Origin of the sequence: Streptomyces sp. BB1-1-1, assembly GCF_031597775.1 — a bacterium.
GTDB lineage: Bacteria > Actinomycetota > Actinomycetes > Streptomycetales > Streptomycetaceae > Streptomyces > Streptomyces thinghirensis.
The window spans coordinates 7050926-7077319 of the sequence record NZ_CP134203.1; the positions used below are offsets into that span (position 1 = coordinate 7050926).

Here is a 26394-nt window from a genome sequence, read left to right on the forward strand (position 1 = left end):
CAGGCGGCGGCATCATGACCACCACCCCCCTGCTGCTCCTGGCGGCCGCCTTCCTGCTGATCCTCGCCAACGGCTTCTTCGTCGCCGCGGAGTTCGGCCTGGTGACCGTCGAACGCCCCGACGCCGAGCAGGCCGCCGCCGACGGCGACCGGCGTGCCCGCCGGGTCGTCGAGTCCCTCAAGGAGCTGTCCTTCCAGCTCTCCGGCACCCAACTCGGCATCACCATCACCTCGCTCGTCGTCGGCATGCTCGCCGAACCGGCGCTCGCCCAGCTCCTGGACGGCCCGTTCACCGCGACCGGCATCCCCGAAGGCGCCGTGCCGGGCGTCTCCGTCGTCGTCGGCATGCTGCTGGCCTCGGCCGTCCAGATGGTGATCGGCGAGCTGGTGCCCAAGAACTGGGCGGTGTCCAAGCCCTTGCAGGTCGCGCGCTTCGTCGCGGGCCCGCAGCACGCCTTCGCCCGGCTGTTCCACCCGGTGATCGCCGCGCTGAACGCCGTGGCCAACCGCCTGGTCCGCGCCCTCGGCTTCGAACCGGCCGAAGAGCTGGCCTCCGCCCGCACCCCCGGCGAACTGGTCTCCCTGGCCCGGCACTCCGCCCGGGCCGGCGCGCTGGAACAGGACACGGCCGACCTCTTCGTGCGGACCCTGTCGCTGGGCGAACTGACCGCGCAGCACGTCATGACCCCGCGCGTGAAGGTCAGCGCCCTGCAGTCCTCGGCCACCGCCGAGGACGTGGTCAACCTGACCCGCGCCACCGGCCTGTCCCGCTTCCCCGTCTACCGGGAGAAGATCGACGAGATCGTCGGCATGGTCCACCTCAAGGACGCCCTCGCGGTACCCGCGCACGACCGGCTCCGCACCCCCACCGGCCGGATCGCCCGCCCGGCGCTGCTCGTCCCCGAGACCCTGCCCGTACGACCGCTGCTCACCCGCCTGCGCAGCGAGCAGCCCATCGCGGTCGTCATCGACGAGTACGGCGGCACCGCCGGCGTCGTCACCCTGGAGGACATCGTGGAGGAGATCGTCGGAGAGGTCCGCGACGAGCACGACGGTCTCGACGTACCCGAACTCGCACCCGCCCCGCCCGAGGACGGCCGCCCCGCCTGGGACGTCGACGGCAGCTGCCGCGTCGACGCCCTGCGGCGCATCGGCCTCGACGCCCCCGAGGGACCGTACGAGACCGTGGCCGGGCTCGTCGCCGACCTGCTCGGCCGCATCCCGGCCGTCGGCGACCGGGCGGAACTGCCCGGCTGGCGGCTCGCCGTCCGGCAGGTCGGCCACTACCGCGCCGAACGGATACGGCTGGTGCGAACGGCGCCGGTGTCCGTGCTGGAGGCCGCCCGATGAGCGTCCTGCAACTCCTCTTCGCGGCGCTGCTCGTGCTCGCCAACGGCTTCTTCGTGGGCGCCGAGTTCGCGCTCGTCTCGGTACGCCGCAGCCAGATCGAACCGCTCGGCACCGCCCGCGCCCGCCAGGTGCTGTACGGCCTGGAGCGGCTGCCGCAGATGATGGCCGCCGCCCAGTTCGGCATCACCGTCTGCTCACTCACCCTCGGCGCGGTCGCCGAACCGACGGTCGCCCATCTGCTGGAGCCGGTCTTCGAGTGGATCCACCTGCCGCACGGCGTGATCCACCCGCTCGGCTACGTGCTCGCGCTGGCCGCGGTGGTCTTCTGCCACCTCGTCATCGGCGAGATGGTGCCGAAGAACCTCGCGATGGCCGCCCCCGAGAAGGCCGCGCTGTGGCTCAGCCCCGGCCTCGTCGCCTTCGCCCGCCTCTGCAGGCCCATCACCGCCGCGCTCGGCGCCTGCGCCCAGGGCATCCTGCGGCTCTTCCACGTCGAGCCCAAGGACGAGGTCGAGGCGGTCTTCACCAGCGAGCAGCTCAACCGGCTGGTGGAGGACGCCGGCCAGGCGGGCCTGCTCGACCCGGAGGAGCAGGAACGCCTGGAGGACGCCCTGGAACTCGGCTCCCGCCCGGTCACCGACGTACTGCTCGGGCGCGAGTCCCTGATCACGGTCAGCCCCTCGGTCACGCCGGGCGAGATCGTCGCGCTCACCGCCCGCACCGGGTACTCGCGCTTCCCGGTCGCGGCGGAGAAGGGCGCCTTCATGGGGTACCTCCACGTCAAGGACGTCCTCGACCTGCTCCTGGACGCCGAGGACTCCGACCGGGCCGTCCCGCAGCAGCTCTGGCGCCCGATGGCGACCCTCCGCCCCGAACTGCCCCTCGACGACGCCCTCAGCGTGATGCGCCGGGCGGCGACCCACCTGGCCCAGGTGACGGACGCGTCGGGCAGGGCCCTGGGCCTGGTCGCCCTGGAGGACGTACTGGAGCTACTGGTGGGAGAGGTACGAGACCCGGCCCACAGAGAGGTGACCCTGGCGACCTAGTCGCCCCAGCCGCAGCTGCGGGCAGCTACGCCGCCCTATCTGCGGGCAGTCGTGCCGCTGGGGCGGCACGGGTGGGCGGTGGGGGCACCTCCCGCTCGAGCGGAGTCGAGAGTGGGGGGTGCCCCCGCCACGCCGGGTCGCGACACCCACCCCCGGCCCACACCGTCACCGGTCGCCTCACAACCCCGGAGGGTCCTGCGGCCCCCGCCCCGACAGCACCTCCCCATAGGCCTGCATCAAATCCGGCAACCGCAACGTCGCCAGGTCGTCCCGGCTCAGCACCCCCGGATACACCGACAGCCGCAGATCCCGATACGCACAGCTCTTCTCGTACAGCGTCCGCAGGAACCGCCCGTTCCCCAACTCGTCGATCCACCCCTGGTCCACCACGTGCCCGGCGATCGAGCGCAGCTCGTCGAGCGCCTCCTCGTCCCACACGTCCCCGTTCTCGGCCGCGAGCACCTCACCGATCGAGGTCAGCTCCAGCGGCCGGTACGACGGGAAGTCGACCCGCGTCGTGAAGCGGGAGGACAGCCCGGGGTTGGCCGTCAGCAGCCGGTCCATGCCCTCGGGGTAGCCGGCCAGGATCACCACCAGGTGGTCCCGGTTGTCCTCGGCCCGTTTCAGCAGCACCTGCAACGCCTCGTCGCCGTACGCGTCGCCCTTGCCGTAGCCGGAGTTGGACAGGGAGTACGCCTCGTCGACGAAGAGGACGCCGCCGAGCGCGGAGTCGATCAGTTCGTTGGCCTTCACGGCGGTCTGGCCGAGGTACTCGCCGACCAGGTCGGCCCGCTGCGCCTCCACCAGGTGGTCGCCGCCGAGCAGGCCGAGGGCGTAGAAGACACGGCCCAGGATGCGGGCCACGGTGGTCTTGCCGGTGCCGGAGGGGCCGGAGAAGACGAAGTGCCGTTTGGGTGGCTGGACCGGCAGGCCCTGCCCGGCCCGCAGCCGCGCCATGTTCAGCTGCGCGGACAGAGCCTTCACCTGACGCTTCACCGGCTCCAGCCCCACCATGCGTTCCAGCTCGGCGAGCGCCTCCTCCAGTAACGCGGGGTCGGTGGGCCCGGTGGGCAGGGACGGGTCCGGTCCGTCGGGCTTCTCGCGCACCGACGGACCGCTCAGCGGGGGCAGCGGCGCGGCGCCCGGCGAGGGGTCGGGCGCGGAGACCTTGAGGTCGCGCTCCTCGATGCCGAAGAGGGGGTCGAGACCGTCCAGGCACTCCGGTCCCAGGCCGGCCTGGGCGAGCCCCGCGAGGTCGGTGGAGTCGTCGTAGCCGTCGCCTTCGGCGATCGCCGCCAGCCGGGCCGAGGTGTCCATGAAGGCCGGGTCGACGCGGTGCACGGCCCGGTACAGCGGCAGGGCCGCGGCGCTGCGGCCCGTGCCCTCGTGGGCCCGCGCCAGCCAGTAGCGCAGCTCCTTGCGCTGCGGCTGCTCGCTGCGGCACCGCATGAGGGCCGCCGACAGCAGCGGTTCGGCCTGCCCGTACATCTCCAGGCGCACCCGGGCCATGCCGCTGAACAGGCCGGCCTCGATACCCAGCAGGGGATCGCCGAGCAGGGGGTCGGTGTGCCGGACGAGTTGTTCCCAGTCCTTGACGAGGTAGGCGCGGCAGGCGTGCAGGAAGCGGACCTGGGGGTCGGCGTCCACGGGCGGCAGCCCGGCCAGGGCCCGGTCCAGTTCCGGGACGTGGCGGCCGTCGAGCCAGTGGGAGGCGTGCGCCAGCAGCAGATCGCGGGGGTTCTCCAGCACGGGTTGCACCCACCAGCCCAGCCAGTACCAGGAGTTGAGTGTGCGGCGGTGGCGGGCGCGTTGCTCGCCGAAGCGCTCCCGGTGCCGGTACATCCTCAGCAGCGCGTTGGTGGTGTCGACGCGCAGCGCGTGCAGTCCCAGCCAGCCGTCGGCCATCGTGGGGTCGATGCGCACCGCGGCCCGGAACTCCTCCTCCGCCTGCGGATAGGCCCCCATGGTGTAGGCGTCCACGCCGCGCAGCCAGGCGAGGTCGGCCGGGGCCTGTGAGCCCTGCGTGCCGAAGTCCATCCCGTCCCCCACGTACCGTGCCCCCGTCGGTATGCCGCCGAGCCGTCGCCCGCCGACCGCCTCGGTCAACGGCTGTGCCGCGGACCGGAGTTGCAAGGTGCGCGCGGCAACCGCCCGTAGGTCGCACCGATGGCATCGTACCCGCGGCGGTCTTTCCTCCGAAGGGTGCCGGGACAGGCCGTTGCACGAGGTGGGAGCGGATGGGGGAGCGCGCGGGGCGGTGACGGTGGGTGAGCGGATCGCGCCACGGAGCAGCCGGAAAACGCGCTCAGGACAGAACGAAGCCCCCGATCACGGGGGAACAACCGGGGGCTTCGCGTCTGCTGGCGGCTTCGAGTGGCCGCACATTCAGAACGTAAGACCTGTACGGCCCCCGGGTCAAGCGGAGTTGGGGTACTCCGGTGAGTTGCCGGGCAGCGATCTTCACGAGTTCAGCACACTGCGGAGGGCCCGTCACCCTGAGTGAGGAAGTAGGGCTCGGTGGTGGTTCCCGCGGGCCCCGGAAGCACCTCATATCCCTTCTGCATCTGCCGCACCAGAAGATGCGCGAAGGGGCGCGAGGGGTCGTCGGCGAAGTGCCGGCGCTCCGCCGGGATCCACCCGTCCCAGAACGCCCGCTGCTCCGCTCCGTCGCGCGCCCGCCCGCGGGTCCACGCCTCCTCGCGCGGCAACTCCATCCAGAGGAGGTGGGCCAGGTGCGGACGCAGTGCCTCGCGGCCGGCACCGACGCCCTCCACCAGGACCACCGGGGCCGGCGGCAGGGCAAGCCACGCACCGAACGACCGGGCCCGCCAGTCGTAGGGGGCGTAGTGCGCGGTGTCGCCGCGTCGCAAGGGCTCGATCACCTGGCTCAGCAGGCGTCCGGTCCATTCGAACAGTTCGTCGTGGCTGGCGATGTCGTCGAGGTGCAGCACCGGCACGCCGCCCAGCTCGCCGGCCAACCGTCCGGCGAACGTGGACTTCCCGGAGCCGGCGTACCCGTCGACGCCGATCAGGCGCACGGGCCCGCAGGAAGGGGGGAGCCGGCGGAGCCGGGCTGCGAGGTCGTGGATGGCGGGTCCTGGGCTGCGTGTCGGGGCGGACATCGTTCGCCCCGCACTTTATCCGTGCGCCCCCGGCCCTCCCACCGTGCGGCCCCCGCCCACCGCGCGACACCGCCTCCACCCCTGCCTCCACTCCCGCCGTTCCGTCCCGCCGCTCCTCCGCCTCCCCACCCTCCACGCCACTGGTCGACACCAATATTCGTGGCGTGGCGTGCGCAGAAGTGCTGGCAGGAGTGGACGCCTGCGGCCATAGTTGGCGCACATCCGTGCAACGGACCCGCCCGACTCGGACACCTGGGGGTCTTCCGCCCATGAGCAGAGCCGAACAGCCGTCCCGCAGAACCGTCCTGGCCGCAGCCGTCGCCGCCGCCGTGGCGGGCAGCGCGATCCCGGCCACCGCCGAAGCCACGCCCGGCACGGGCACCGGCGGCGCGGACCCCGACCGCGCCACCGGCCGACAGGTCGACTACCGCGCCTGGACCACGTTCCGCGACTGGCGGTGCGGAACCGCGCAGGGCACCCGCCCCGTCGCGGGCGCCCGGCCCGGCGTCGTGATCGGCGCCCCGGCCGGCACCGCCGACTACACCGACCCGCACACCGGCAGGACCACAGCCTGGGAGTACGCGACCTGGACCTCGCCCGTCCACCGGCTCGCCGTGCCCTCGACCGAGGTCATCGCCTCCTGGAACGCGCACACCCCGAGCGGCACCTGGCTCCAGGTCGAGCTCAAGGGCACCTACTCCGACGGCACGGACACCCCCTGGTACGTGATGGGCCGCTGGGCGGCCGGCGACGGTGACCAGGACATCCGGCGCACCTCGGTCGACGACCAGGGCGACGGCAGGAGCAGTGTCTGGACGGACACGTTCGCCGTCGACGACGCCTCGACGGGGCTGCGCCTGGCCTCCTACCGGCTCAGGCTCACCCTTTACCGCCGCCCCGGCACGAGGAGCACGCCCACCGTATGGCGGCTCGGCGCGATGGGCTCCGACGTCCCCGACCGCTTCACCGTCCCCGCCTCCACCCCCGGCCTCGCCCAGGAGCTGCGCGTTCCGCGCTACTCCCAGGAGATCCACAAGGGCCAGTACCCCGAGTACGACAACGGCGGCGAGGCTTGGTGCAGCCCCACCTCCTCGCAGATGATCATCGAGTACTGGGGCGGCCGCCTCACCGAGGAGCAGCTCGCCTGGGTCGACCCCTCCTACGCCGACCCGCAGGTCTGCCACGCGGCCAGGTACACGTACGACTACCAGTACGCCGGCTGCGGCAACTGGCCCTTCAACGCCGCCTACGCGGCCACCTTCAAGGGCCTCCAGGGCGTGGTCACCCGCCTCGGCTCCCTCACCGATCTGGAGACGCTGATCGCGGCCGGCATCCCGGCCATCACGTCCCAGTCCTTCCTGGAGAAGGAGCTGACGGGGGCCGGGTACGGCACCGCGGGGCACCTGATGACCGTGATCGGTTTCACCGCCGACGGCGACGTGATCGCCAACGACCCGGCCTCGGACGACAACGAGTCCGTGCGCCGCGTCTACAAGCGGCGCGAGTGGGAGAACATCTGGCTCAGGACGAAGCGGTACAACGCCGCCGGCAAGATCGCCTCCGGCACCGGCGGCGTCTGCTACCTGTACTTCCCGGCCCACCCGAGCCAGCGCCAGCGCAAGGCCCTCGCGGCGGTCGGCGTGCGCTGACCCGCACCGCGACGACGGCCCCCGGCACACCGGAAGCACCGCCGGGGGCCGTCCGCTGTGACCAAGGTCTCCGCCGCAAAAGCCGCTCACGGTGGCAAGGTGGACAGGGTCAACCGCTGGGGGCCGGGGGAGTCCACCGAACGTCGAGATCAGCGAGAAGCCATGACCGCACACACCGCCACCGCCGCCCGTGTCCGTACCGGCGGCCCCAAGGACGACGGTCCGAAGATCCTCGAGCACGTCATGGGCTGGACCCTCGTCGTGGTGTTCGCGATGCTCGTGGTGCAGCTGGGACTGCTGTGACGTGACCCTCGTGTGACCTGCCCCACGATCCGACCTGCCATACTGCGGAGGTCCCGCCGCCCGTAGGAGACCAGGGTCGAAATTGAATATTAGTCAACAGCGCGCCGACGCCCGTCCCCGGGCGCGCGGCACGGAGCGCTCGGCGGCACGCCGCGCCGAACTCATCGCCATCGGGCGGAAGTTGTTCGCCGACACGTCCTACGACGCGCTCTCGATGGACGACATCGCCCGCCAGGCGCATGTCGCCAAGGGGCTGATCTACTACTACTTCCAGTCCAAGCGGGGCTACTACCTGGCGATCATCCAGGACTCCGTAGCCGACCTGGTCACCACCGCCGCGCGCGGCACCGAACTGCCCCAGGTGGACCGCGTCCACCGCACCATCGACGGCTATCTGCGCTACGCCGAGCACAACCAGGCCGCCTACCGCACGATCGTCAGCGGCGGAGTCGGCTTCGACGCCGAGGTGCACGCCATCCGGGACGGTGTCCGCGAGGCGATCGTCGCCACCATCGCCGAAGGGGCGTACGGCCGCTCCGACGTCGGACCGCTGGCCCGCATGGGACTGCTCTCCTGGGTGTGCAGCGTCGAGGGCGCCACCCTGGACTGGATCGGCCGTCCCGGACTGCCCCGCGAGACCATGCGCGACCTGCTGGTGAAGTCGCTCGGCGGCACCCTGCGCGCCGTCGAGGAACTGGACCCCGCCTACCCGGCCCCGGCCCCTGCCCGCCGGGACTCCTGACAGACGCAGCGGAGGGGCGGAGACCCGAGCCGGCCTCCGCCCCTCCGCCCCCCGTGGGTCGGTCAGTCGATCGCCTTGATCAGCTCACCGTCGGCCGTGTCACCACTCAGCTCCCAGAAGAACGTGCCGCCCAGGCCCTGCTGGTTCTTGTACGTCATCTTGGTCGCGATGGTCTGCGGCGTGTCGTAGCTCCACCAATCGCTCCCGCACTTGGCGTACGCGGTGCCGGCCACCGTGCCGGTCGCCGGGCACGTGGACTTGAGCACCTTGTAGTCCTCGATGCCGTTCTCGTACGTCCCCTTCGCCGGGCCGGTCGCGGTGCCGCCGGGTGCGGACTGGGTGACACCGGTCCAGCCGCGGCCGTAGAAGCCGATGCCGAGCAGCAGCTTCGACGACGGGATGCCGAGGCCCTTGAGCTTCGCGATGGTCGCCGAGGTGTGGTAATCCGCCTTCGGAATGCCGGAGTACGAGTTCAGCGGCGAGTGCGGAGCGGTCGGGCCGGTGGCGTCCCAGGCGCCGAAGAAGTCGTACGTCATGGGGTTGTACCAGTCGACGTACTGGGCCGCGCCCGCGTAGTCGGCCGCGTCGATCTTGCCGCCGGGTGTCGCGTCGGCCGTGATCGCCGCGGTGACCAGGTAGTCCGGGCCGAACTCGGCACGCAGCGCGCTCATCAGTCTCGGGAACGCGTCCCGGCCGCTGGTGTCGCAGCTCAGACCGCAGGCGTTCGGGTACTCCCAGTCGATGTCGATGCCGTCGAAGACGTCGGCCCACTTGGAGTTCTCGACCAGGTCGTGGCAGGACCGGGCGAAGGCGGCCGGGTTCCTCGCGGCCTCCGCGAAGCCGCCGGACCAGGTCCAGCCGCCGAAGGACCAGAGGATCTTGAGGTCCGGGTGCTTCTTCTTCAGCTTGAGCAGCTGGTTGAAGTTGCCGCGCAGCGGCTGGTCCCAGGTGTCGGCGACCCCGTCGACGGACTCGGCCGCGGTGTACGCCCGGTCGGTCGCCGCGTAGGCGTCGCCCATGGCGCACTTGCCGCCGGTGACGTTGCCGAAGGCGTAGTTGATGTGGGTGAGTTCGGCGCCCGAACCAGACGTCTCGATGTTCTTGGCGTGGTACTCGCGGTCGTAGGTGCCCCATTCGGTGAAGTAGCCGACGGCCTTCGAACCGGCCGCGGCTCCTGCGGCGGGTGCCTCCGGAGCTGCCGTGGCCGCGCCGGCGCCGGTCAGCAGCCCGGCGCCGAGGGCGACGGAGCACAGCGCGGAGAGGAGCGCCCGGACGGGACGGACGCGGGGGAGGTGCGGGACGTGCATCGGGTGTCTCCTCGTGGGGGGAAGAGGGAACGCGCGCCGATTGGCATGAACGCGGTAAGGCGTTCGGGCCGTCACCGTAGAAGGACTAGACCAGTGGGGTCAATGGTGCGGACCATTTCCCGGTGTGCACATTTCTTGAAGTAAGCGGTCGTTAACTGGTGACTCCATGCCTCCGATCGGGCATACTCACAGCGCACAGCCGCTGGTCAGCCGCTTCCGCGACCCGGGAGTGCGAGCATCGGCCAGGCCCGTACGACCCGGCGGCCGCCTCCACCCAAGGCGCGCATCCGCCGATGTGCCCGACAGGGAGGAGAGCGTCGCCATGCCCGACCGCGCCCCGCAGCCGGTGGACCGGCAACTGCCCACGGACGAGGCACGGGATCTGATCTCGCTCGTCCGCGACATCGCGCATCGTGAGATCGCCCCGAGCGCGGCCGAGGAGGAGGACGCCGGACGCTTCCCGCGCGAGGTCTTCACCCTGCTCTCCGACTCCGGCCTGCTCGGCCTGCCCTACGACGCCGAGTACGGCGGCGGCGAGCAGCCGTACGAGGTCTACCTCCAGGTCCTCGAAGAACTCGCCGCGGCCCGCCTCACCGTCGGTCTCGGCGTCAGCGTGCACACGCTCGCCTCCTACGCGCTCGCCGCCTACGGCACCAAGGAACAGCAGATCGAGCACCTGCCCGCGATGCTCGGCGGCGGCCTGCTCGGCGCCTACTGCCTCTCCGAACCCGCCTCCGGCTCGGACGCCGCCTCACTGCGCACCAAGGCCGTACGCGACGGCGACGACTGGGTGCTCACCGGTACCAAGGCGTGGATCACGCACGGCGGCATCGCCGACTTCTACACCGTCATGGCGCGCACGGGGGAGGAGGGACCGCGCGGGATCACCGCCTTCCTCGTCCCCGGCGACGCCGAGGGGCTGAGCGCCGCGGTGCCCGAGAAGAAGATGGGGCTGAAGGGCTCGCCCACCGCGCAGGTCCACCTCGACGGCGTGCGGGTCCCCGACGCCCGGCGCCTCGGAGACGAGGGCCAGGGCTTCGCGATCGCCCTGTCCGCACTCGACTCCGGGCGGCTGGGCATCGCCGCCTGCGCCATCGGTGTGGCCCAGGCGGCGCTGGACGAGGCGGTGTCGTACGCGGCCGACCGGCGGCAGTTCGGCAAGCCGATCTCCGACTTCCAGGGACTGCGCTTCATGCTCGCCGACATGGCGACCCAGATCGAGGCCGGCCGCGCGCTGTACCTGACCGCGGCACGGCTGCGCGACGCCGGACTGCCGTTCGCCAAGCAGGCGGCCATGGCCAAGCTGCACTGCACCGACACGGCGATGCGGGCCACCACCGACGCCGTGCAGATCCTCGGCGGGTACGGCTACACCGCGGACTTCCCGGCCGAGCGGTACATGCGCGAGGCCAAGGTGCTGCAGATCGTCGAGGGCACCAACCAGATCCAGCGGATGGTCATCGCCCGTCACCTCGCGGGTCCAGAGGAACGCTGAAGGTGCCGGCGACGCGGAAGTCGCCGGTGGTGAACAGGTCCCCGGTGGTGAAGAAGTCCCCGAGGCCGCGCGGAGGCGCCGCGAGCCGGACCCACTCCGGGTCGTGGCGCCCCGGCAGGGTGCGGCCACGGTCGGCCCAGGTCCGCATCAGCTCACGGTAGATCGGCGGGTCCGGGAGTTGCGGAGCGGGCGGAACCGGTCCCGCGGGCACCGGGACGAACACACGGCGCCGATGTCCGGTCGCCGAGTACGTGGGGGTCATACCCGGGCAACGCGGCAAAGGCGGACAGGTCACCGGCCCGCTGAATCGAGCGTGAGTTCGCGGGCGTCCGCCGTCGGGTCGCCGTTGCCGAAACGGACCTGACGTACCGTCGCCCCGCACCGGCCCGACCGGCCAAGAACGCACCGGCCCGCACCACGGCGGCCTGCTGTGAGCCGTGGCGCGGGTGGGTCGGCGGAATCGGGTGTCCCCCCGGACCGTGGGTGCTCAGGCCGCCTCGCGCCGCATCGTCGGCACCCGCATCGGGCGCGAGCCCGGGCCGCCGACGTGGGAGAAGGGCTGGGTCCGCCAGTCGAGGCCCTGGGGGAGCGTCAACAGCAGGGCGGTGTCCTGCTCGTGGGGCTTGAACGACTCGTCGGCGGGCCGGGCCTCGGTGGCCCGGCGGCCGGTGCCGGCGCAGACCGAGAGCCCGAACGGGTTCCACGGCGAGGCGCACAGGGCGTGCTCCGGCAGCACCTCCTCGTCCGCCAGCAGGGCGATGGGCTGGGCGCAGTCCGGGCAGATCACCCGGTACATCTCGAAGGTGTCGTAGGTGTCGAGTTCCTCGTCGTCGAAGGCGTCGGGTTCGACGCCCTCCGATACGGGCTCGACGACCGGCTGCTGCCGCTTGGGCGCGGTACGACCAGGGCGCTTAAGACTCTGCATGGGATTCTCCCCCTCGGGCTGGGCCGTGACGGCACTGCGGCCTCGACCACAGCAAGCACTTCCCGTCCCCTCTACGGGGTAATCACGAGAGCATCACGGAGACTGTTCGGAGGGTGTGGTCTTCGTCACATGCCGCTCGCAGGTGCCCCGTGCGGCGGGTTTGTCCCCACTCGGCCCGCCGGCCGACTCCCCGTCACATCACGAACCGGGCATGACCTGGGTTGCTCAGGTATCCGAGGAGATCAACCGCACTGTAGGTTCTTGCGCCATGGAGGAGCTGGACCGACAGATCGTGCAGCTGCTCGTCAAGGACGGGCGGATGAGCTACACAGACCTGGGCAAGGCCACGGGCCTGTCCACGTCGGCCGTGCACCAGCGGGTGCGGCGGCTGGAACAGCGTGGCGTCATCCGCGGTTACGCCGCGGTCGTCGACCCGGAGGCCGTCGGGCTGCCGATCACCGCCTTCATCTCGGTGAAACCGTTCGACCCCAGCGCCCCCGACGACATCGCGGACCGTCTGGCCGGCGTCCCCGAACTCGAGGCCTGCCACAGCGTTGCGGGCGACGAGAACTACATCCTCAAGGTGCGCGTGTCGACCCCGCACGGACTGGAGGAACTGCTCGCCCGGGTGCGTTCCCTGGCAGGGGTGTCGACGCGGACCACCGTGGTGCTGTCGACGCCGTACGAGGCCCGGCCGCCGCGGATCTGACCGGCGGCCGCGCGGCCCTGCCCTCGCGGATCCGGACGTCCGGGGCGCCCACGCCCCGCGCGGCGGCGACCTGCGTGCGGAGCCGTACGCGCGAGGGGCGAGACTGGTGCTCATGAGTGAGTCCACCACCCCGTCCACGACCGTCCTGCTGCGCCGCGGCGAGGTCCACAGTCCCGCCGACCCCTTCGCGACGGCGATGGTCGTCGAACGCGGCCAGGTCGCCTGGGTCGGCTCCGAGGGCGCCGCGGACGCCTTCGCGGACGGCGTGGACGAGGTGGTCGACCTGGACGGCGCCCTGGTCACCCCGGCCTTCACCGACGCACACGTGCACACCACGTCCACCGGCCTCGCCCTCACCGGCCTCGACCTCTCCGGCGCCCCCACCCGTGAGGCGGCCCTCGCCCTCGTACGGGACTTCGCCGCGGCCCGACCGGACGACCGGGTCCTCCTCGGCCACGGCTGGGACGCCTCCCGCTGGCCCGACGGACTGCCGCCGACGCGCGCCGAGCTGGACGCGGCCACCGGCGGGCGGCCCCTCTACCTCAGCCGTATCGACGTCCACTCGGCCGTCGTCACCACCGCCCTGCTCGACCTCGTCCCCGGTGACGTGGCCCGCGCGGACGGCCCGCTCACCGCCGACGCCCACCACGCCGTACGCGCCGCCGCCCTCGGGGCCGTCGCCCCCGCCCAGCGCGCCGAGGCCCAGCGCGCCGCCCTCGCGCACGCCGTCTCCCTCGGCATCGGAACCGTTCACGAGTGCGCAGGACCGGAGATCTCCTCCGAGGACGACCTCACCGGACTGCTGCGCCTGTCGGCAGAGGAGCCCGGCCCGCGGGTGATCGGCTACTGGGCCGAACAGGACGTCGACAAGGCGCGCGAGCTGGGCGCGATCGGCGCCGCCGGCGACCTCTTCGTGGACGGCGCCCTCGGCTCCCACACCGCCTGCCTGCACCAGCCGTACGCCGACGCCGGCCACACCGGCGCCGCCTACCTGGACGCCGCCGCGGTCGCCGCCCACGTCGTCGCCTGCACCGAGGCCGGCCTCCAGGCGGGCTTCCACGCCATCGGCGACGCCGCCGTGACCGCCGTCGTGGAGGGCGTGCGCGCCGCCGCCGAGAAGGTCGGCCTCGCCCGGATCCGCGCCGCCCGGCACCGCGTCGAGCACGCCGAGATGCTCACCCCCGAGACCGTGGCGGCCTTCGCCGAACTGGGGCTGACCGCCTCCGTCCAGCCCGCCTTCGACGCGCTGTGGGGCGGCGAGGACGGGATGTACGCCCAGCGCCTGGGCGCCGAGCGGGCCCGCGCCCTCAACCCCTTCGCCGCCCTGCTGCGCGCCGGTGTCCCGCTCGCCTTCGGCTCCGACAGCCCGGTCACGCCCCTCGACCCGTGGGGCACCGTCCGGGCCGCCGCCTTCCACCGCACGGCCGAACACCGCGTCTCCGTCCGCGCGGCGTTCACGGCGCACACGCGCGGCGGCTGGCGGGCGATCGGACGCGACGACGCGGGCGTCCTGGTGCCGGGCGCGCCCGCGGACTACGCCGTGTGGCGTACCGGCGAGCTCGTGGTCCAGGCCCCCGACGACCGGGTGGCGCGCTGGTCGACCGACCCGCGCTCCGGCACCCCCGGCCTGCCCGATCTGACTCCGGGCCGGGACCTGCCCGTCTGCCTGCGCACCGTGGTGGGCGGCCGCACGGTCTTCGTACGGCCGGGCGAGTGATCCACACGGCCGACGGGGCGATGATCTTCTCCCGGGTACGACCTGCGCGTCCTCCGCGCTGACCTGGGCTTTGAGGCTGAAGCCGCAGGTCGAACGACTGTTGACAGGCGACGGCGGGGGGCCGGTAGGTTCGGCCGAGTCCACCACCGGACGTCCGACCGGGGAATCTTCCGCGCACGCGTCGCGGCGCCGCTGGGTCAGGGACGGTGTGCCGCACCGGGGCACCGCCACTGGGAGCCAGGCTCAGCGCTCGCGCCGCGACGAGGGAACGTTCCGGCCGGTCGGGAGGTGTGACCCGGGTGGGGCCCGGGCGCTCAGTAGACAACGGCTTAGGTCGACCCGCAGCCGGCGGGTCCCAGGTCGGCCCGAAGGGCGCCGGGCCCCCATCCGCCGTGCAAACGGTCCTAATCGGCCATCCATACCCCGGTCCCGGGGAAACGACACCACCGTACGGGCGTCCTGTCACGTCGCCGCAGGCCGCGGCCATTATGGTGGTCCTCTGCGTACGGACATGAAGGGGCAGCGGTGAACGACGGCGACGGGACGCCCGCGGTAGCGGGGCAGGGGAGGCGGTTCGGCCCCCTGGGCACGGCCTTGGTGATCATTCCGACCTACAACGAGGTGGAGAACATCAAGGCGATCGTCGCGCGCGTGCGCGAGGCGGTCCCCGAGGCGCACGTTCTGGTCGCCGACGACAACAGCCCCGACGGCACCGGCAAGCTCGCCGACGAGCTGGCCGCCGAGGACGACCACGTCCAGGTCCTGCACCGCAAGGGCAAGGAGGGCCTGGGCGCCGCCTACCTCGCGGGCTTCCGCTGGGGCCTGGAGCACGGCTACGGCGTGCTGATCGAGATGGACGCCGACGGCTCCCACCAGCCCGAGGAACTGCCCCGCCTGCTGACCGCCCTCAAGGGCGCCGACCTGGTGCTCGGCTCCCGCTGGGTGCCCGGCGGCAGGGTGGTGAACTGGCCCAAGTCCCGCGAGTTCATCTCCCGCGGGGGCAGCATGTACTCGCGCCTCGCGCTGGACCTGCCGCTGCGCGACATCACGGGCGGCTACCGCGCCTTCCGCCGCGAGACCCTGGAGGGCCTCGGCCTGGAAGAGGTCTCCTCCCAGGGCTACTGCTTCCAGGTCGACCTCGCCCGCCGCGCGATCAAGGCGGGCTACCACGTCGTCGAGGTGCCGATCACGTTCGTCGAGCGTGAACTCGGCGACTCCAAGATGAGCCGCGACATCCTCGTGGAGGCGCTGTGGCGGGTCACCACGTGGGGTGTGGGGGAGCGGGTCGGCAAGGTCCTGGGCCGCGACAGGCAGCCCGACAGGCAGCCCGACAGGGCGGTGGACGGGCCGGTCGCGAAGCGGGCGGACGCCGAGCCGACCGCGCAGCCGGCCGAGTCGGGTGACAAGCAGTCGCCCGAGTCGGTTGACAAGTCGACACAGGCGACCGACAAGAACGCCTGATCGTCCCCTTATGCCGCGCTGAGCCGGGGCCAGGCACACTGGGGGTATGACGACTGGCGCTCAGACCCCCAGTTCCCCCGCCCGGCCGCCGCGCTCCAGGCTGCGCACGTTCCTGCCGCTGGGCATCGCCGCGTGGCTCGTGCTGGAGATCTGGCTGCTGACCGTGGTCGCGGGCGCCTCCAGCGGTTTCGTGGTCTTCCTGCTGCTGGTGGCCGGCATCGTCCTCGGATCCGTGGTGATCAAGAGTGCGGGCCGCCGGGCCTTCCGCAACCTCACGGAGACGCTGCAACAGCAGCAGGCCGGCGTCATGCCCGAGGCCCGCCCGAACAGCGAGGGCAACGGCCTGATGATGCTGGGCGGACTGCTCCTGATCCTCCCCGGCCTGATCTCGGACGCGCTGGGCCTGCTCATGCTGCTGCCCCCGGTCCAGAAAGCCGTGAGCCGCTACGCGGAGCGGACGGTGGAGCGCAAGCTCCGGGAGGCCGGCCCGGGCACCCTGGGCGACGCCTTCCGTCAGGCCCGCATGCACCAGCCGGACGGCAAGGTCGTGCAGGGCGAGGTCATACGGGACGACCCCGACGACGCACCGCAGGGCCCGCGTCCTCCGCTGACGCACTGAGCGGTCAGCAGGCCCGGCACCGGACAGGGCCCGGCCCCGGACAAGGGGGACACACCAAAACCGCGGGTGCCGTACGTGAAGCTCACGTACGGCACCCGCGGTGTTCGGTTTGCTGCTTACGGTTTCCCGCTACGCACTCTTGCGGCTGTCTCGCGGGTGCACCGCGATGTTCATCGCGCCGGAGCGCAGAACTGCCAGCCGCTCCTCGAGGACCTCTTCGAGTTCCTCGCGGGTGCGTCGCTCCATCAGCATGTCCCAGTGCGTACGCGCGGGCTTGGCCTTCTTTTCCTCCGGGCCGTCGCCGTCCACAAGGAGTGCCTGGGCCCCGCAGACCTTGCACTCCCACTCCGGCGGGATCTCCGCCTCGACCGAGAAGGGCATCTCGAATCGATGCCCCTTCTCGCATGCGTACTCCACGGCCTGGCGCGGGGCCAGGTCGATGCCGCGGTCCGTCTCGTAGCTGGTCACCACGAGGCGCGTGCCGCGAAGAGCTCGCTCACTCATGAATCGTGCCTCCCGGGCTTGTCGCCCACAGGACAGGTGTCGCTGTCGTCGTCATCCGGTCAACGTCCGGGCGGCGGTAAAGATTCCCGTCCCGACTCCCGTTCCGGGCGTCTGCGTCGCCGTCGCAGTCGCAGCCTTGCAACCAGTGCAGTACCCGCCGACGTCCGGTTTGTCACCTCTGCTAGCAGATGTGGCATAGCGTTTCGGCACCTTTGACGCGCAGTAACGGTACGCCTGGCAGGCCAAACGCGTACACTACAGCCCTTTCGCGCCGAGTGCTAAATCCTTTCGGGTACGGGGTTGCCCGCGTCGCCGATCGCCCGCCGCACCGGGACCCGCGCGAGCAGCAGGAAACCGAGGACGAAGAACGCCACCAGCGAGATGATCGCGTCCCGGTAGCTTCCGGTCAGCTGGTAGGTGAGCCCGAACAGCAGCGGCCCGAGCCAGCTCATCCCGCGGTCGCTCAGCTCGTACGCCGAGAAGTACTCGGCCTCCTTGCCGGGCGGGACCAGATGGGAGAACAGGGAGCGGGACAGCGCCTGGCTGCCGCCCAGGACGAGTCCGATCCCGGCGGCCAGCACGAAGAACCACACCGGCTCCCCGGCCGGCAGGAAGTACCCGGCCGCGAGCGTGACCGTCCACGCGACCAGCGACCCGAGGATCGTGCGCTTCGCCCCGTACGTCCGGGCCAGCCTGCCCAGCGCCAGCGCGCCCGCCACCGCCAGCAGCTGGACCAGCAGGACGGCCACGATGAGCGTGGACTGTCCGAGACCCAGTTCCTCGGAGCCGTAGACCGAGGCCTGGGAGATCACCGTCTGGATGCCGTCGTTGTAGACGAGGTACGCCAGCAGGAAGGCCAGGGTCAGCGGGTGGCGCCGCATGTCGCGGACGGTCGCCGCGAGCTGCCGGAACCCGGGCAGGGTGGCCTTCCGCGCGCTCTCGTGCCCCCGCGCGGGTGTGCGGCGGTCGCGCAGCCGCCTCAGCGGGATGAGCGCGAAGGCGCCCCACCACAGGCCGGCCGACGCCAGGCAGACGCGGACCGCCGCGCTCTCGCTCAGCCCGAAGGAGTCGTGGGCCGTGTAGAGGATCAGGTTCGCGACCAGGACCAGCGCCCCGGCCGCGTAGCCGAACGCCCAGCCGCGCGAGGAGACCGCGTCGCGTTCCTCGGGCGGGGCGATCTGGGGCAGGTAGGAGTTGTAGAGCATCATCGCCACGGACTGCGCGGCGTTGGCGACGACCAGGAGCAGTCCGCCCAGCAGATAGCGGTCGCCGTCGAGGAAGAACATGCAGGTCGTTGCCGCGGCCCCGGTGTACGCGGCGGCGGCCAGCAGCGGCTTCTTGCGGCCCGAGCGGTCGGCGGCGGCGCCCACCAGGGGCATCACGAGCACCGCCACGATCACCGACAGCGACACCGAGTACGCGAAGAACGAACCGGCCCGCACGGGTATGCCGAGCGGATGGACGTATCCGTCCGCGCCGGCCGCCGACTCGGCGACCGACGTCAGATAGGGGCCCAGGAACACGGTGAGCACGCTCGTCGAGTAGACGGAGCACGCCCAGTCGTAGAAGTACCAGCCGCGCTGCTCGCGCCGCCGGTCGGCGGCCCCGTCGGCCGCGTCCGTCCGCAGGGTGTCGGTGCCCACCCGTGCCCTCGCTTCCCCGTGAACGCGCGACGTCCCGAGGGTTCGGCCGCGGACCTCGGACGGTCCCGGACCGTCTCAGACCCAGACGCCGCGGTCCTCCATGACCTTGCGCAGTGTGTCGATGTGATCGGTCATGATGCCATCCACTCCCAGGTCCAGGAGCCGGTGCATGCGGTCGGGGTCGTTGACCGTCCAGACGTGCACCTGCAGCCCGCGCGCGTGGGCGGCGTGCACGAAGCGGTGGTCGACCACCTGGATGCCCGACTGGACCTCGGGCACCTGTGCGGCCACCGCCGAGCGGCGCAGCGCGGCCGGCACGCCCCAGGAGCGCAGCCGCAGGTTGAGGACGCCCCGGGTGCCGTACGAGGTGGCCAGGCGGGGGCCGGCCAGGCGCTGGGCGCGGACCACCCGTGCCTCGGAGAACGAGCCGACGCAGACGCGGTCCCAGGTGTTCGTCCGCTCGATCAGCTCCAGGAGCGGCAGCAGCGCGGGCTCCGCCTTCACGTCGATGTTCCAGCGCACCTCAGGGAAGGTCTCCAGCAGCTCCTCGAAGAGCGGCACCGGTTCCTCGCCCGCCACGCGCGCGCGGCGCACCTTCTCCCACGAGAGGTCGGCGATCCGGCCGGCCCCGTCCGTCACCCGGTCCAGCGTCGCGTCGTGGAAGGCGACGAGCTTCCCGTCCCGCGTGGCGTGGACGTCGGTCTCGATGTACCGGTAACCCGCCTCGACCGCGCGCCGGAACTGCCGCAGCGTGTTCTCCAGACCGTCCGCCGCACCGCCCCGGTGGGCGAACGCGATCGGGCCGGGGTGGTCCAGGTAGGGGTGGCGGGGGTGGCGTATCGGGGTGGTCACCGACGCAGTATCGCGCGCCGGGGTTGACCGGTGGCAACCACCGTGCTGCCGTCGGATGCCGACGGGACGGCGAACACGCGCAGGAACACCTGGGCGAGCGGGCCGATCGTCACGGCGTACAGCAGGGTGCCGGCACCGACCGTGCCGCCGAGGGCGAAACCCGTCACCACGACGGTGATCTCGACGGCCGTGCGCACCAGGCGCACCGAGAGTCCCGTGCGCTGGTTCAGCCCGGTCATCAGGCCGTCCCGTGGGCCGGGGCCGAACCGAGCGGCGATGTACAGCCCGGTCGCCGCGCCGTTCAGGACGATCCCCGCCACCATCATGGCGACGCGCGGCGTCCAGCCGTGGGCGACGGGCACGACGGCCAGCGTGGCGTCCATCGCGGCGCCGATCACCAGCACGTTGGAGACCGTGCCGAGGCCCGGTCGCTGGCGCAGCGGGATCCACAGCAGCAGCACCGCCGCGCCCAGGAGGGTCAGCACCACGCCCATGGACAGGCCGGTGCGCCACGCGAGGCCCTGGTGCAGCACGTTCCAGGGTTCCAGGCCGAGGCCCGACCTGACCAGGAGTGCCGAACTCGCGCCGTACAGCACGAGACCGCCGTAGAGCTGGGTCAGTCGCCGTGCGAGATGCCGCTGCCCGGATCGCTGCCTGGACAAGAGGTGCCCCCTGTGTGGTGGTAGTGGCCTGCTGCATGACACCCTGTGGCTTGAGAAGGTGAGCCAACCATGGCCAATTCGGGGAAGGTGGACTGATTTCCATGGCGCAGTGGACCTCGGCCGTGGGGGCGGGGCAGCTCGCCCGGCTGCTCGGCTCCCAGCAGGACCGCCCGGCCGGGCCCGGCACCCGCCGCCCGCCCGCCTACCGCGCGCTCGCCGACGGCATCCGGCTGCTGGTCCTCGAAGGGCGCGTCCCGGTCGCCGCCCGGCTGCCCGCCGAACGAGAGCTGGCCATGGCCCTGACCGTCAGCCGCACCACCGTCGCCGCCGCCTACGAGGCGCTGCGCGCCGAGGGCTTCCTGGAGTCCCGGCGCGGCGCGGGCAGCTGGACCGCCGTACCGGCCGGGAACCCCTTGCCGGCGCGCGGCCTGGAGCCGCTGCCGCCCGAGGCCCTCGGCTCGCTGATCGACCTGGGCTGCGCGGCGCTCCCCGCGCCCGAGCCCTGGCTCACCCGGGCCGTGCAGGGCGCCCTGGAGGAGCTTCCCCCCTACGCGCACACCCATGGCGACTATCCGGCCGGGCTGCCCGCGCTGCGCGCGATGATCGCCGAGCGCTACACCGCGCGCGGGATCCCGACCATGCCCGAACAGATCATGGTGACCACGGGGGCGATGGGCGCCATCGACGCCATCTGCCACCTCTTCGGGGGGCGCGGCGAGCGCATCGCCGTGGAGTCGCCCTCGTACGCCAACATCCTCCAGCTGATGCGCGAGGCCGGGGCCCGGCTGGTCCCGGTCGCGATGGCCGAGGGGCTCACCGGCTGGGACGTGGACCGCTGGCGCCAGGTGCTGCGCGAGGCCGCGCCCCGCATCGCCTACGTCGTCGCCGACTTCCACAACCCCACCGGCGCGCTCGCCGACGACGACCAGCGGCGGCGGCTGGTGGAGGCCGCCCGGTCGGCGGGGACGGTGCTCGTGGCCGACGAGACGATGAGCGAGCTGTGGCTGGACGACGGGGTCGAGATGCCGCGCCCCGTGTGCGCCTTCGACCCGGCCGGTTCCACGGTCGTCACCGTCGGCTCCGCGAGCAAGGCCTTCTGGGCCGGAATGCGCATCGGCTGGGTCCGCGCCGCGCCCGACGTGATCCGCAGCCTGGTCGCCGCGCGCGCGTACGCCGACCTGGGCACGCCGGTACTGGAGCAGCTGGCCGTGCACTGGCTGTTCAGCACCGGCGGCTGGGAGCAGGCCGTCCAGGTGCGGCGCGAGCAGGCCCGCCGGAACCGGGACGAGCTGGTGGCCGCGGTGCGCCGGGAACTGCCCGACTGGGAGTTCGAGGTGCCGCGGGGCGGGCTGACGCTGTGGGTGCGGACCGGGGGCCTCTCGGGCTCTCGGCTCGCCGAGGCGGGGGAGCGCGTGGGCGTCCGGGTCCCGTCCGGCCCGCGCTTCGGGGTCGACGGGGCCTTCGAGGGCTACGTCCGACTGCCGTTCACCGTCGGCGGCGCGGTGGCCGAGGAGGCGGCGGTGCGACTGGCCGCGGCTGCCCGGCTGGTGGAGAACGGAGGCGTCGGGGGCGGTGAGGCGCCGCGGACGTTCGTGGCGTAGACGTAGGGGGGCGGCCCTTCCGATCCCCAAGGGCGGCGTCCTGAAGCTCGACGTCTCGGTGGCGAGCGGCTTCGGACACGGAAGGCGGCCCGGGCGCCGGATCGTGGCGGGCCCGGGCCGTCTCGGCGCCGGTGGGCAGGGGACGCGCGCCGGAGCCGTGGTCGGCCCCGGCGTCCGTCAGGAGGTCTCGGCCGCCACCGCCTTGGCGGGAACCGGCTCCGGCGTGGCCGGCTCGACCGCGGTGACCTCCTGGGCCGCCGCCTCCACCGCGACGGGCGTCGGCTCGGCGACCGACGCCGGCTCGGCGTCGGCCTCCGGCCTCCCCGGCCTCTCGGGTTCGGGTTCGTCCGTGACGGCCTTCCCCGTGACGGTCTTCTTCTCGATGGAGATCTTCTTCTCGGCCGCGTCCTCGTCCACGGGCACCTGCTCACCGTCCGCCGGGGTCGTGCGCGGGGGCAGCAGGTCGAGCACCGCCTGCCGGTGGGCATCGCTCGTCGCGTCGTCGTAGGGGTCCGGCGTGGCCGGGACCTGGAGGCGGTGTACCGGTCCGGTGCCCAGGCGGGCGTATCCCCGGCCGGGCGGAACCTGGTCCACGGGCGTGGTGTGCGGGGGAGCGCCGAGCACCGTCGCCAGCTCGTCCGGCGTAGCCGGGCCGAGGACGACACGCGCGCGCGTGTGCTGCCGTACGGCGTCGCTGAGGCTGTCCAGGGAGTCCAGCTGGTCGGCGACGACCACCGTCACGTTCGCGGCGCGGCCGTGCCGCAGGGGGACCTGGAGCAGGGACTGCGGGTCCTTGCGGCCGTCCGCGGCGGCCAGGTGCGGGAACGCGCTCGGCCGGTCCATGAAGACCCACAGCGGCCGCTTGGTGTCGTCGGGTGCGGGGCGGCCCTCCTGACGGGCCCGGTTGAGGGAGATCAGCCGGCGTTCCGTCTCGGAGGCGGCCCACTCCAGGCTCGTCAGCGCTCCGGTGAGGCCGCACTCGACGGCCAGGACGCCGTCCCGGCCGACCAGGCAGGCGTACTCGCCGGTGCCGCCGCCGTCGACGATCAGCAGGTCGCCGTGGTGCAGGGCCTGCAGCGCGACCGAGCGCAGCAGGGTGGACGTGCCGGTACCGGGCTGCCCCAGGACCAGCAGGTGGGGCTCGGTCGAGCGGATGCCGGTGCGCCAGACGACCGGGGGCACGTCGCGCCGCTCCTCGCCGTGGGTGAGCGGGAGGGTGCGCTGGACCCCGGTCGGGTCGGTGAAGCCGAGGACGGTCTCGCCGGGCGCCGTCACGAAGCGCTGGGCTGCGATGTCGGTGGGCAGCGCCGCGAGTACGTCGACGGAGAGGTGGTTGGCCTCCTCGTCCCACGTGAAGCGGTACTCCCGGCCCCGCCCGGACTTGGCGGTGAGCAGGTGCTCGATCCGGGCGCGGGCCTCGGCCTCGCCGTCGGTGAAGTACGCGGGGTAGCGGATCACCAGGTGGGCGAAGCGGCCGGTGTCGTCGAACTCGAACGCGGGGAACGCCTTCTCCCACGCGCCCCCGTGGGAGTACAGGGGATCGGGGTCCTCGGCGAGGGAGAAGTACGGGACGAGCGCCTCGTAGAGCGACTGGAGGCGCTTGGTCTGGGAGTCGTCGGGGCCGTCCGGCTCCGACGGGGTGCGGTCCCTGCCCTGCCAGGCCGCCGCCGCCATCAGGGCGATGACGGCCAGTAGCGGGCCGTACGGGACCAGTGCCACGACCAGGACCACCGAGGCCACCAGGAACAGCAGCGCGCCGCGCCGGTCCTTGGGGGTCTCGGTCCATCTGCGCCGCGCGGCCGCGGCCAGGCGGCGCAGACCGCGGGCGATCGTGATCAGCGGCTGGAGGACGTCGGTGGCGCTGTCGGCCGCCGTCCGGGCCAGCTCCCGGCTCCGGGCGAGCTGTGCGCCGCCGTTGCTCAGAATGCGGGGGAGGGGCCGCCGGGCCACTGCTGCCTCCTGGAAGTGCGTACGTGCGGATGTCGGGCGGGGGAGAGGGGCGTCAGAACTTGATTCCGCCGAGGAGGCCCGCCAGGCTCTCGCCGCCTGCCTTGATGCTCGGGGCGATGGCCGTACTCGCCAGGTAGAACCCGAACAGGACCGCGACCAGCGCGTGCGAGGCCTTGAGGCCGTCCTTGCGGAAGAAGATGAAGACGACGATGCCGAGCAGGACCACGCCTGAGATCGAGAGGATCATGTGAGTTCTCCTGGTTCGCGGGGACAGTCACCATGAGTACTTCCAGGCTCACAGCATGTATCCATACGATAAAAGGTGCAAATGGGGGAAATTTTCCGAAATTGCCCCAGGTGGCGGAGTAGTCCTTGGGCCGGTTGAGCAGGGCTGTTGCGCCCTGCCGGGTCCGTGCTGATCTTTACCTCGGGCACTTCGGCTCATGTGCGGCGCGAGCCAGTACCCTGGCGATTCACTCGCACGGCCGCACCGCTCGCGGCCGTGCGCTCAGTCCCCGGCATGCGCAGTGAGAGGTGGTCCGGCCGATGAGTGAAGCCCCCGACCCGGAGGTCGTGGAGCTGGCGACGAAGATCTTCGATCTGGCCCGGCAGGGCCGGACCGAGGAACTGGTGGCCTATGTGGACGCCGGCGTTCCCGCCAATCTCACCAACGACCGCGGCGACTCCCTCGTCATGCTCGCCGCTTATCACGGCCACGCCGACGCGGTGCGCGCGCTGCTGGGCCGTGGCGCCGAGGCCGACCGCGTCAACGACCGGGGTCAGACCCCGCTCGCCGGTGCCGCCTTCAAGGGTGAGACGGAAGTGACCAGGGCGCTTCTGGAGGCCGGCGCGGATCCGTCCGCGGGCACTCCGTCGGCCGTCGACACGGCGCGCATGTTCGCCCGGACAGAGCTGCTGGAGCTGTTCGGCGCTCAGTGACCGGAAGCCGATCCGGTACTGCTCCGGGTCTGCTCCACTCTTTCTGACCAGGGAAAATACGAATAACGGGGGAGGCGGTACCGGGCCGCCGAAATTTCGGTCGCGGCAGATGTGACCGCCGGGTCATCATGACGACGTGGTTCACGGACGTGATGGCTGGGCAGATGTTGCCGCACCGCGCGGGCCGTGACACGGCCCGCAAGGGCCACCGACGAGAGGCAGAGGAACATGGTCTTCAGCAAGCAAGAGACGGCGGGCGCTCCGACGTGTTGGCGCACGGCCAGGTAACGCGTGCTCCCCGGTTGCGTCGACGCTTGATGTGAGGCTGTTTCCCATGTTCGATCCGGTCATAGCGCCCAGCGGTACGCTGCTCGGCCTGCTTCAGCGGGGTCGCGGCGACGGCACGCTGCATGCGCTCACCGCTCCGCGCGCCGAAGCGCTCGCGGCACTGAACCACTGCGTGCTGCACGACCCCCGCCACGACTGGCAGGTCGAGAACCGCTCCCTCTACTACGCCCGCCTCTACCTCGACCTCAACGGCGAGCTGGACGCGATCGAGGCCCACCTCTTCGATCCCGAGGACATCCTCGAGGCCGACGAGTCACGCACCGGGCTGGCCCTCGCGGTCCTCGGGCACCTGGCCTCCTACGGCAGGCTCGACGCGCTCCAGCTGTTGCGCAGGTACGCCGCCCACGGCGTCAACTGGGCGTGGGCCCTGGACGAACTGGCGCTGCGCGACGACGACGCCGGTCTGCGCTCGCTCGCCGCGCCCGTGCTGGCCCGCTTCCCGCACGATGCCGAGGGCGACGCCGAGCTGGCCGTCGCCGTGCGGGACGCCTTCGAACCCCGGCCCTGGCGGCTGTGGGCCGACGATCCGCGCGAGTCGATCGCCACGCGTGTGCGTGCCGCCCACGAGACCGGCTGTTTCGACCGATGGCAGCGGCAGATGAGCCCCACCGGACCGCGTCCGGGCTGGAGCGTGCGGGCCGTCTTCGAGTGGGCCCAGCAGGGCGTCGAGCGCGGCGCCGCGCTCCATGTGCCGGCCGCCCGGTGTCTCACGGCCGTCGCCGGTCCCGAGGACCGGCCCGAGATCGTCGAGGCCGCGCGGTCCGGCGACGAGGGCGCCCGCTGCACCGCCCTGCGCTATCTCGCCGACGGCAACGATCCGGACGCCCTCGACCTGATCGAGGGTGCCGTGACCAACGGCTCGACGCCGGTCGTGGAGGCCGCCGTCGCCGCCTTCGAGCGCATGCGCAGCCTCGCCGCCGTCGACCTGGCGCGCCGCTGGGTGCACCGACCCGACGCCCTGGGCGCCGCCGCCGGGCGGGTACTCGCCTGCCGGGGCGGAGCCCAGGACCGCGACCTCGTCCTCGCCGCACTGCGTGAGGCGGTACGCGGCGAAGGCCCCGACGCGCCGACCCTGTGGACCCTCGTCGACGGCACCGGACGGCTCGGCATCGCCTGCGCCGCGCCCGTGCTGCGCCACATCTACCGCGAGACCGCCTCTTCCCACCTGCGCGGTCGGGCCGCCCGAGCGCTGGCCGCCACCGACCCGTCCTTCGCCGCCGGGTTCGCCATCGAGTGCCTGTGGGACTGCGAGGAGACCACCCGCGAAATCGCCGCCCGCCACGCCGAGACCGGCGACAACCGCGTCGTCGAACGGCTGCGCAGGCTCGCCGCCGATCCGGCCGAGGAGGACGAGGTCCAGACGGCCGTACGCAGCCGCTTCGGACCGGACGCGCCGGCCGTGTGAGCGGGCGCGCCGGCCCGAGGCGGCTCGGCGTGAGCGGACGGATCGG

At 72.5% G+C, this 26394-nt stretch carries 24 protein-coding genes; 13 read left to right on the plus strand and 11 right to left on the minus strand.

Annotated elements, in window-relative coordinates; all coding sequences use genetic code 11:
• The first annotated feature begins 14 nt into the window (after window positions 1-14).
• Entirely contained in the window at window positions 15-1349 is a 1335-nt protein-coding gene (locus tag RI578_RS32340) for a hemolysin family protein (RefSeq protein WP_310874354.1), read from the plus strand.
• Window positions 1346-2395, plus strand: a complete 1050-nt coding sequence (locus tag RI578_RS32345; RefSeq protein WP_310874355.1) for a hemolysin family protein — start codon at window positions 1346-1348, stop codon at window positions 2393-2395. Before RI578_RS32340 ends, RI578_RS32345 begins: the two co-directional genes overlap by 4 nt.
• Before the next feature lie 177 nt (window positions 2396-2572).
• On the opposite strand, the gene RI578_RS32350 is transcribed toward RI578_RS32345, so the two are convergent.
• A complete protein-coding gene (locus tag RI578_RS32350; RefSeq protein WP_310874356.1) occupies window positions 2573-4432 on the minus strand; it encodes an AAA family ATPase in 1860 nt (619 codons plus the stop codon).
• 431 nt (window positions 4433-4863) lie between these two features.
• Window positions 4864-5517 carry a hypothetical protein gene (locus RI578_RS32355; protein ID WP_310874357.1) on the minus strand — a complete coding sequence of 218 codons (654 nt, stop codon included), beginning with the start codon at window positions 5515-5517 and terminating at the stop codon, window positions 4864-4866.
• A gap of 269 nt (window positions 5518-5786) precedes the next feature.
• On the opposite strand from RI578_RS32355, the gene RI578_RS32360 reads away from it, so the two are divergent.
• The 3 genes from RI578_RS32360 to RI578_RS32370 all read left to right on the plus strand — a co-directional run bounded on the left by RI578_RS32360 (window position 5787) and on the right by RI578_RS32370 (window position 8211).
• Entirely contained in the window at window positions 5787-7166 is a 1380-nt protein-coding gene (locus tag RI578_RS32360) for a peptidase C39 family protein (RefSeq protein ID WP_310874358.1), read from the plus strand.
• Window positions 7167-7328: 162 nt separating this feature from the next.
• Window positions 7329-7469 carry an SCO1431 family membrane protein gene (locus RI578_RS32365; RefSeq protein ID WP_121745862.1) on the plus strand — a complete coding sequence of 47 codons (141 nt, stop codon included), beginning with the start codon at window positions 7329-7331 and terminating at the stop codon, window positions 7467-7469.
• A gap of 82 nt (window positions 7470-7551) precedes the next feature.
• On the plus strand, window positions 7552-8211 hold the full coding sequence (locus RI578_RS32370) for a TetR/AcrR family transcriptional regulator (RefSeq protein ID WP_310874359.1): 660 nt from the start codon (window positions 7552-7554) through the stop codon (window positions 8209-8211).
• 62 nt (window positions 8212-8273) lie between these two features.
• Here RI578_RS32370 and RI578_RS32375 read toward each other — a convergent pair whose 3' ends face one another.
• A complete protein-coding gene (locus tag RI578_RS32375) occupies window positions 8274-9518 on the minus strand; it encodes a glycoside hydrolase family 18 protein (protein ID WP_310874360.1) in 1245 nt (414 codons plus the stop codon).
• Window positions 9519-9840: 322 nt separating this feature from the next.
• Here RI578_RS32375 and RI578_RS32380 point away from each other — a divergent pair, with 322 nt between their 5' ends.
• Window positions 9841-11013, plus strand: a complete 1173-nt coding sequence (locus RI578_RS32380; RefSeq protein WP_310874361.1) for an acyl-CoA dehydrogenase — start codon at window positions 9841-9843, stop codon at window positions 11011-11013.
• Here RI578_RS32380 and RI578_RS32385 read toward each other — a convergent pair.
• Together RI578_RS32385 and RI578_RS32390 are read right to left on the minus strand one after the other, a co-directional pair.
• On the minus strand, window positions 10976-11275 hold the full coding sequence (locus RI578_RS32385; RefSeq protein WP_210961409.1) for a hypothetical protein: 300 nt from the start codon (window positions 11273-11275) through the stop codon (window positions 10976-10978). The genes RI578_RS32380 and RI578_RS32385 overlap by 38 nt on opposite strands.
• A 225-nt stretch (window positions 11276-11500) precedes the next feature.
• Window positions 11501-11938, minus strand: a complete 438-nt coding sequence (locus RI578_RS32390) for a hypothetical protein (protein WP_310874362.1) — start codon at window positions 11936-11938, stop codon at window positions 11501-11503.
• 268 nt (window positions 11939-12206) lie between these two features.
• Here RI578_RS32390 and RI578_RS32395 point away from each other — a divergent pair, with 268 nt between their 5' ends.
• From RI578_RS32395 to fxsA, 4 genes are all read left to right on the plus strand, one after another.
• Window positions 12207-12647, plus strand: coding sequence for an Lrp/AsnC family transcriptional regulator (locus RI578_RS32395; RefSeq protein WP_121745856.1), 441 nt, complete (start codon window positions 12207-12209; stop codon window positions 12645-12647).
• 112 nt (window positions 12648-12759) lie between these two features.
• Window positions 12760-14364: an amidohydrolase gene (locus RI578_RS32400; RefSeq protein ID WP_310874363.1), complete on the plus strand. Its 1605-nt coding sequence runs from the start codon at window positions 12760-12762 to the stop codon at window positions 14362-14364.
• Between the two features lie 525 nt (window positions 14365-14889).
• Window positions 14890-15825, plus strand: a complete 936-nt coding sequence (locus RI578_RS32405) for a polyprenol monophosphomannose synthase (RefSeq protein ID WP_310874364.1) — start codon at window positions 14890-14892, stop codon at window positions 15823-15825.
• A gap of 46 nt (window positions 15826-15871) precedes the next feature.
• Entirely contained in the window at window positions 15872-16444 is a 573-nt protein-coding gene (gene fxsA / locus RI578_RS32410; RefSeq protein ID WP_310874365.1) for an FxsA family membrane protein, read from the plus strand.
• A 129-nt stretch (window positions 16445-16573) separates the two neighbouring features.
• Here fxsA and RI578_RS32415 read toward each other — a convergent pair whose 3' ends face one another.
• From RI578_RS32415 to RI578_RS32430, 4 genes are all read right to left on the minus strand, one after another.
• On the minus strand, window positions 16574-16948 hold the full coding sequence (locus RI578_RS32415) for an RNA polymerase-binding protein RbpA (RefSeq protein WP_003977404.1): 375 nt from the start codon (window positions 16946-16948) through the stop codon (window positions 16574-16576).
• Between the two features lie 278 nt (window positions 16949-17226).
• The gene (locus tag RI578_RS32420) at window positions 17227-18591 is read right to left on the minus strand and encodes an MFS transporter (protein ID WP_310874366.1); all 1365 of its coding nucleotides are present in this window, start codon (window positions 18589-18591) and stop codon (window positions 17227-17229) included.
• Window positions 18592-18666: 75 nt separating this feature from the next.
• Window positions 18667-19443: a glycerophosphodiester phosphodiesterase gene (locus RI578_RS32425; protein WP_310874367.1), complete on the minus strand. Its 777-nt coding sequence runs from the start codon at window positions 19441-19443 to the stop codon at window positions 18667-18669.
• Window positions 19440-20105 carry a hypothetical protein gene (locus RI578_RS32430; protein ID WP_310874368.1) on the minus strand — a complete coding sequence of 222 codons (666 nt, stop codon included), beginning with the start codon at window positions 20103-20105 and terminating at the stop codon, window positions 19440-19442. Before RI578_RS32430 ends, RI578_RS32425 begins: the two co-directional genes overlap by 4 nt.
• A gap of 101 nt (window positions 20106-20206) precedes the next feature.
• Here RI578_RS32430 and RI578_RS32435 point away from each other — a divergent pair, with 101 nt between their 5' ends.
• The gene (locus RI578_RS32435; RefSeq protein WP_310874369.1) at window positions 20207-21706 is read left to right on the plus strand and encodes a PLP-dependent aminotransferase family protein; all 1500 of its coding nucleotides are present in this window, start codon (window positions 20207-20209) and stop codon (window positions 21704-21706) included.
• 177 nt (window positions 21707-21883) lie between these two features.
• On the opposite strand, the gene RI578_RS32440 is transcribed toward RI578_RS32435, so the two are convergent.
• Window positions 21884-23656, minus strand: a complete 1773-nt coding sequence (locus RI578_RS32440; protein ID WP_310874370.1) for a hypothetical protein — start codon at window positions 23654-23656, stop codon at window positions 21884-21886.
• A gap of 52 nt (window positions 23657-23708) precedes the next feature.
• Complete coding sequence (locus RI578_RS32445) at window positions 23709-23903, minus strand: hypothetical protein (protein ID WP_003977410.1); 195 nt, start codon at window positions 23901-23903, stop codon at window positions 23709-23711.
• 299 nt (window positions 23904-24202) lie between these two features.
• Between RI578_RS32445 and RI578_RS32450 the strand changes: the two genes are divergently transcribed.
• Both RI578_RS32450 and RI578_RS32455 read left to right on the plus strand, forming a co-directional pair.
• Window positions 24203-24595, plus strand: coding sequence for an ankyrin repeat domain-containing protein (locus RI578_RS32450; RefSeq protein ID WP_310874371.1), 393 nt, complete (start codon window positions 24203-24205; stop codon window positions 24593-24595).
• 334 nt (window positions 24596-24929) lie between these two features.
• Window positions 24930-26348 (plus strand): HEAT repeat domain-containing protein, encoded by a 1419-nt coding sequence (locus RI578_RS32455; RefSeq protein ID WP_310874372.1) that lies wholly within the window; start codon window positions 24930-24932, stop codon window positions 26346-26348.
• The last annotated feature ends 46 nt before the right edge of the window (window positions 26349-26394 follow it).

Coding starts and splice junctions, on each gene's coding strand:
- RI578_RS32340 (WP_310874354.1), top strand. CDS start 15: ATGACCACCACCCCCCTGCTGCTCCTGGCGGCCGCCTTCCTGCTGATC.
- RI578_RS32345 (WP_310874355.1), top strand. CDS start 1,346: ATGAGCGTCCTGCAACTCCTCTTCGCGGCGCTGCTCGTGCTCGCCAAC.
- RI578_RS32350 (WP_310874356.1), bottom strand. CDS start 4,432: ATGGACTTCGGCACGCAGGGCTCACAGGCCCCGGCCGACCTCGCCTGG.
- RI578_RS32355 (WP_310874357.1), bottom strand. CDS start 5,517: ATGTCCGCCCCGACACGCAGCCCAGGACCCGCCATCCACGACCTCGCA.
- RI578_RS32360 (WP_310874358.1), top strand. CDS start 5,787: ATGAGCAGAGCCGAACAGCCGTCCCGCAGAACCGTCCTGGCCGCAGCC.
- RI578_RS32365 (WP_121745862.1), top strand. CDS start 7,329: ATGACCGCACACACCGCCACCGCCGCCCGTGTCCGTACCGGCGGCCCC.
- RI578_RS32375 (WP_310874360.1), bottom strand. CDS start 9,518: ATGCACGTCCCGCACCTCCCCCGCGTCCGTCCCGTCCGGGCGCTCCTC.
- RI578_RS32380 (WP_310874361.1), top strand. CDS start 9,841: ATGCCCGACCGCGCCCCGCAGCCGGTGGACCGGCAACTGCCCACGGAC.
- RI578_RS32385 (WP_210961409.1), bottom strand. CDS start 11,275: ATGACCCCCACGTACTCGGCGACCGGACATCGGCGCCGTGTGTTCGTC.
- RI578_RS32390 (WP_310874362.1), bottom strand. CDS start 11,938: ATGCAGAGTCTTAAGCGCCCTGGTCGTACCGCGCCCAAGCGGCAGCAG.
- RI578_RS32395 (WP_121745856.1), top strand. CDS start 12,207: ATGGAGGAGCTGGACCGACAGATCGTGCAGCTGCTCGTCAAGGACGGG.
- RI578_RS32400 (WP_310874363.1), top strand. CDS start 12,760: ATGAGTGAGTCCACCACCCCGTCCACGACCGTCCTGCTGCGCCGCGGC.
- fxsA (WP_310874365.1), top strand. CDS start 15,872: ATGACGACTGGCGCTCAGACCCCCAGTTCCCCCGCCCGGCCGCCGCGC.
- RI578_RS32415 (WP_003977404.1), bottom strand. CDS start 16,948: ATGAGTGAGCGAGCTCTTCGCGGCACGCGCCTCGTGGTGACCAGCTAC.
- RI578_RS32435 (WP_310874369.1), top strand. CDS start 20,207: ATGGCGCAGTGGACCTCGGCCGTGGGGGCGGGGCAGCTCGCCCGGCTG.
- RI578_RS32445 (WP_003977410.1), bottom strand. CDS start 23,903: ATGATCCTCTCGATCTCAGGCGTGGTCCTGCTCGGCATCGTCGTCTTC.
- RI578_RS32450 (WP_310874371.1), top strand. CDS start 24,203: ATGAGTGAAGCCCCCGACCCGGAGGTCGTGGAGCTGGCGACGAAGATC.
- RI578_RS32455 (WP_310874372.1), top strand. CDS start 24,930: ATGTTCGATCCGGTCATAGCGCCCAGCGGTACGCTGCTCGGCCTGCTT.